Genomic DNA, 3,576 nt, shown 5'->3' on the forward strand with positions numbered 1-3,576 from the left:
CCAAGCCGCCAGCGCCATCACCTCGGAGAGCGTGACGTCTTGGTGAAAACGCACGCCCCCCTTGCCCGGTCCGCGTGAGGTGTTGTGTTGCACCCTGTAGCCTTCAAAGTGCGCTATGGTGCCGTCGTCCATCTGGATCGGCACATCCACCACCAGAATGCGCTTGGGGCGTTTGAGCGTCTCCACCCAGCGTGCCAGGTTGCCCAGGTGCGGGGTGACGCGATCCACCTGTTGCAAAAAAATGCCCCAGGGGCCCAGGTGGTGCGGATCCAGATACGACGGCAAGGCGTGGCGGGGTGCGGTGGTTATGGCAGACAAGCTCATGTCATCCGGTGCAAGAGTTGAACATGGTGCGCAGCATAGGCGCGCCCGGCGATCTTGTCCAAAGCCGGTTTTCCATGCGGCCATGCAATTCATGCATGGGCTGGCCGCGGCACAATGGAGCTCCCAACGGAGACGACCTTGACCCAGCCCACGTTCGATCCCCGCCAGGTGCCTGTCGTTGCTCGGGACGACGGACTGCCCCGCGTGCCCGTGGAGCGGCTGGGCGAGCAGGACTTGCGCGGCTGGTTTGCTAGGCCGCCGGCGTGGAGGCCCGAGATTCGCGCCGAGCCGCGCTGGGTCGAAGGCACGCCCAAGCCCGCTGCAGTGCTGGTGCCCCTGGTCTGGCGCGCGCGGCCGACGGTGCTGCTGACGCAGCGCAGCGCCCACCTGCCCACGCACGCAGGACAGGTGGCGCTCCCTGGGGGCAAGCTGGACGCCTGCGATGCGGGCGACCCGGTGCGCTGCGCCTTGCGCGAGGCGGCAGAGGAGGTCGGGGTGGCCCCGTCGTGGGTGGAGCCGCTCGGCACCCTGCCGGTGTATGCGACAGGCTCGGGTTTCGAGATCACGCCGGTGGTCGCACTGGTGCGCCCAAGCGGGCCGTGGCGCCCGAATCCGCTCGAAGTAGCCGAGGCCTTCGAGGTGCCGCTGGATTTTTTGATGGACCCCCGTCACCATCGCCACCACGAGGTCGACTGGGGCGGTCTGACGCGGCGTTGGCTGTCCATGCCTTACGACGATCCGCAGGGCCAACGCTTCATCTGGGGCGCAACCGCAGGCATGCTGCGCAACCTGTATCGGTTTTTTCTGGCCGCAGCGGCCGCTATGATCCGCGCATGACGTTTTTCGCGGTCCTGATCGCTCTCGTGCTCGACCAGGCGCGGCGCCCTGGGCCGCAGGCGCCGTGGCTGGGCGCCGCTGGGGCCTGGGCAGCGTGGGTGCAGCGCCAGTTCGACGCCGGGCATGCGGTGCACGGCTGGCTGGTCTGGACGGTGGCTACGGCGGCACCGGTGCTGCTGACGGCCCTGATCCACGCTTTGCTGACGCAGGCCAGCGGCCTGCTGGCCTTCGTATGGACGGTGGCGGTGCTCTATGTCACCTTGGGGTTTCGCCAGTTTAGCCACCACTTCACAGCGATACGCGCGGCGCTGGAGTCGGGTGACGAGGCGGGTGCGCGGGCGCTGTTTGCGCAGTGGCAAGGGGGCGATACGGTGGAGTGGCCGCGCGAAGAGTTGCTGCGGCGCGTCATCGCCCATGCCATCTTGTCGTCGCACCGACATGTGTTGGGGGTTTTTGTGTGGTTTGTCGCGTTGGCGATGCTGGGCCTGGGGCCGGCCGGTGCGGTGCTGTACCGGCTGGCTGCGTGGCTGGCGCAGGCTTGGGGCGGTGCGTGGCGTGCAGACGCCCCGGTGAGCCAGCCGGTGGCCCAGATGGCCCAGCGGGCGTGGTGTTGGATCGACGCCGGGCCGGCGCGGGTCACGGTCCTCGGGTTTGCCATGGTCGGACATTTCGAGGATGCCCTGGAGCGTTGGCGGCAGCGGCGCCGGCCCTGGAGCGAGCCCAGCGACGACCTGTTGCTGTCGGTGGCCGAGGGAGCCATTCAGGTGCGCCTGTCCCCCCGGGTCCAGGGGGAAGAAGCCACGGCAGCCAATCTGCCTGAGCCGCAGCTGGCCCATCTGGCCAGTGTGGTGGGGTTGGTGTGGCGCAGCGTCGTGCTGTGGCTGCTGCTGCTGGCGCTGGCGCTATTGGCGCGCATTTTCTGACCCCGGCGCGCGCAGCCCTGCGTCAGGGCATGCGCGCTGCAGCCAATTCCTCGTACAGATCTTGATATAGCCGCCAGCGGTGCGGGACGATGGGGCCGTGCGGGGCGATGGCTGCCTGAATCGCGCAGCCGGGTTCGCGCCGGTGGGTGCAGTTGTGAAAGCGACACCGTCCAACGTAAGGCTTGAGATCAGGCATCCATTGCGCCAAAGCCTCGGGCGCGATATGGTGCAGTCCGAACTCGTGAAACCCCGGTGAGTCGATGAGCGCGCCACCGTGTCCATCGTCCAGCCAGTACCACGTCGTGCGCGTGGTCGTGTGCCGACCGGTCCCCAGGGCGCGCGAGATGGCTTGCGTGTCGGCCTGCGCATGGGGCATCAACCGGTTGACTAGGGTGCTCTTGCCGACACCGGAGGCCCCGATCACCAAAGTCACCCGCCCGCGCAGCCGTTCGGTCAACGTGGCCAGGTCGGCGACGGCAGTCGTGTCATCGCCCTGCAGTTGCAGCGGCAGCACAGTTTCGCCCATGGCACGGTAGGGCGCCAGGCGCGTCCATGCCTCAGCGAAGGCGGGCTGCACATCGCGTTTGTTCAGGGCGATCAGCGGCTCGATGCCGGCCTGCCGGGCCGCGATCAGCGCACGGGCGAGCTGGGTTTCGGCAAAGGTAGGCTCTGCCGCCAGCAACACCAGCACCTGCTCCAGGTTGGCAGCAAACACTTTGGTACGCAAGGCATCCTGGCGGAACAGCATGTTGCGGCGCGGCAGCACGGCATCGATGACGCCCTCATCGCCAGAAGGTGTCCAGCGCACCCGGTCGCCGACCACCGCCTCCTGGCGTTTGCCGCGCGGGTGGCAGCGGGTGCGACTGCGGTCGTCTGCTTCGACCAGGACGTGTCGGCCATAGGTGGCGACGACCAAACCGTCGTGTGCGCCGGGCGGGGGGGCGACCGCGTCGCGCTGCCGCTTCATGCAGGCTCCCCGGCTGGGCCCAGACGCGCCAGCCGATCCGCCGCTGGCGGGTGGGAATAAAAGAAGCGCACGAACCAGGGGTCCGGCGTCAATGTGCTGGCGTTGTCGCGGTAGAGCGTGAGCAAGGCGCCCGCCAGCGCGGTTGCCCCCGCCTGCTGTACGGCGTAGCGGTCGGCCTGGTACTCGTCTCGGCGGGATAGGGCACTGAACAGCGGCGCTACGAACACCCCCGCCAGGGGCGCCACCATGCCGAACAGCAACAGGGCCAGGGCGGCGTTGCTGCTGGTCAGGCTGGGCGTCACCCCCAGACCGAAGTAAAACCACAGCTGTTGCGACAACCAGCCGAGCAGCGCCAGAGCAGCCCCGCTGGCCAGCCCCATCCATACCAGACGCTTGAGCACATGCCGGTGGTGGGCATGCCCCAGCTCGTGCGCGAGCACGGCATCGATCTGGGGGGCCTCTAGGCGTTGCAGCAGGGTGTCGAACAGCACCACGCGCTTGGCGGGGCCAAATCCGGTGAAATAG

The 3,576-nt window shown here is 68.2% G+C and carries 5 protein-coding genes; 2 read left to right on the forward strand and 3 right to left on the reverse strand.

All coding sequences use genetic code 11. The features are described 5' to 3' along the window. Positions 1 to 309: Glu/Leu/Phe/Val dehydrogenase dimerization domain-containing protein (locus P3W97_RS00745; protein WP_300843073.1), on the reverse strand; the 309-nt coding region annotated here is incomplete at its 3' end. Positions 310 to 462: 153 nt separating this feature from the next. Between P3W97_RS00745 and P3W97_RS00750 the strand changes: the two genes are divergently transcribed. Continuing rightward, positions 463 to 1,161, forward strand: coding sequence for a CoA pyrophosphatase (locus P3W97_RS00750; protein ID WP_367184573.1), 699 nt, complete (start codon positions 463 to 465; stop codon positions 1,159 to 1,161). Further along, complete coding sequence (locus tag P3W97_RS00755) at positions 1,158 to 2,084, forward strand: cobalamin biosynthesis protein (protein WP_300843070.1); 927 nt, start codon at positions 1,158 to 1,160, stop codon at positions 2,082 to 2,084. The genes P3W97_RS00750 and P3W97_RS00755 overlap by 4 nt, the downstream gene beginning before the upstream one ends. A 22-nt stretch (positions 2,085 to 2,106) precedes the next feature. Here the strand turns inward: P3W97_RS00755 and rsgA are convergent, their stop codons facing one another. After that, positions 2,107 to 3,051, reverse strand: a complete 945-nt coding sequence (gene rsgA, locus P3W97_RS00760; protein ID WP_300843071.1) for a ribosome small subunit-dependent GTPase A — start codon at positions 3,049 to 3,051, stop codon at positions 2,107 to 2,109. Beyond that, a partial coding sequence (locus P3W97_RS00765) for a M48 family metalloprotease (RefSeq protein ID WP_300843072.1) occupies positions 3,048 to 3,576 on the reverse strand: 529 nt, incomplete at its 5' end. The genes P3W97_RS00765 and rsgA, both read right to left, overlap by 4 nt.

This window comes from Tepidimonas sp., assembly GCF_029335975.1.
Lineage (GTDB): Bacteria > Pseudomonadota > Gammaproteobacteria > Burkholderiales > Burkholderiaceae_C > Tepidimonas.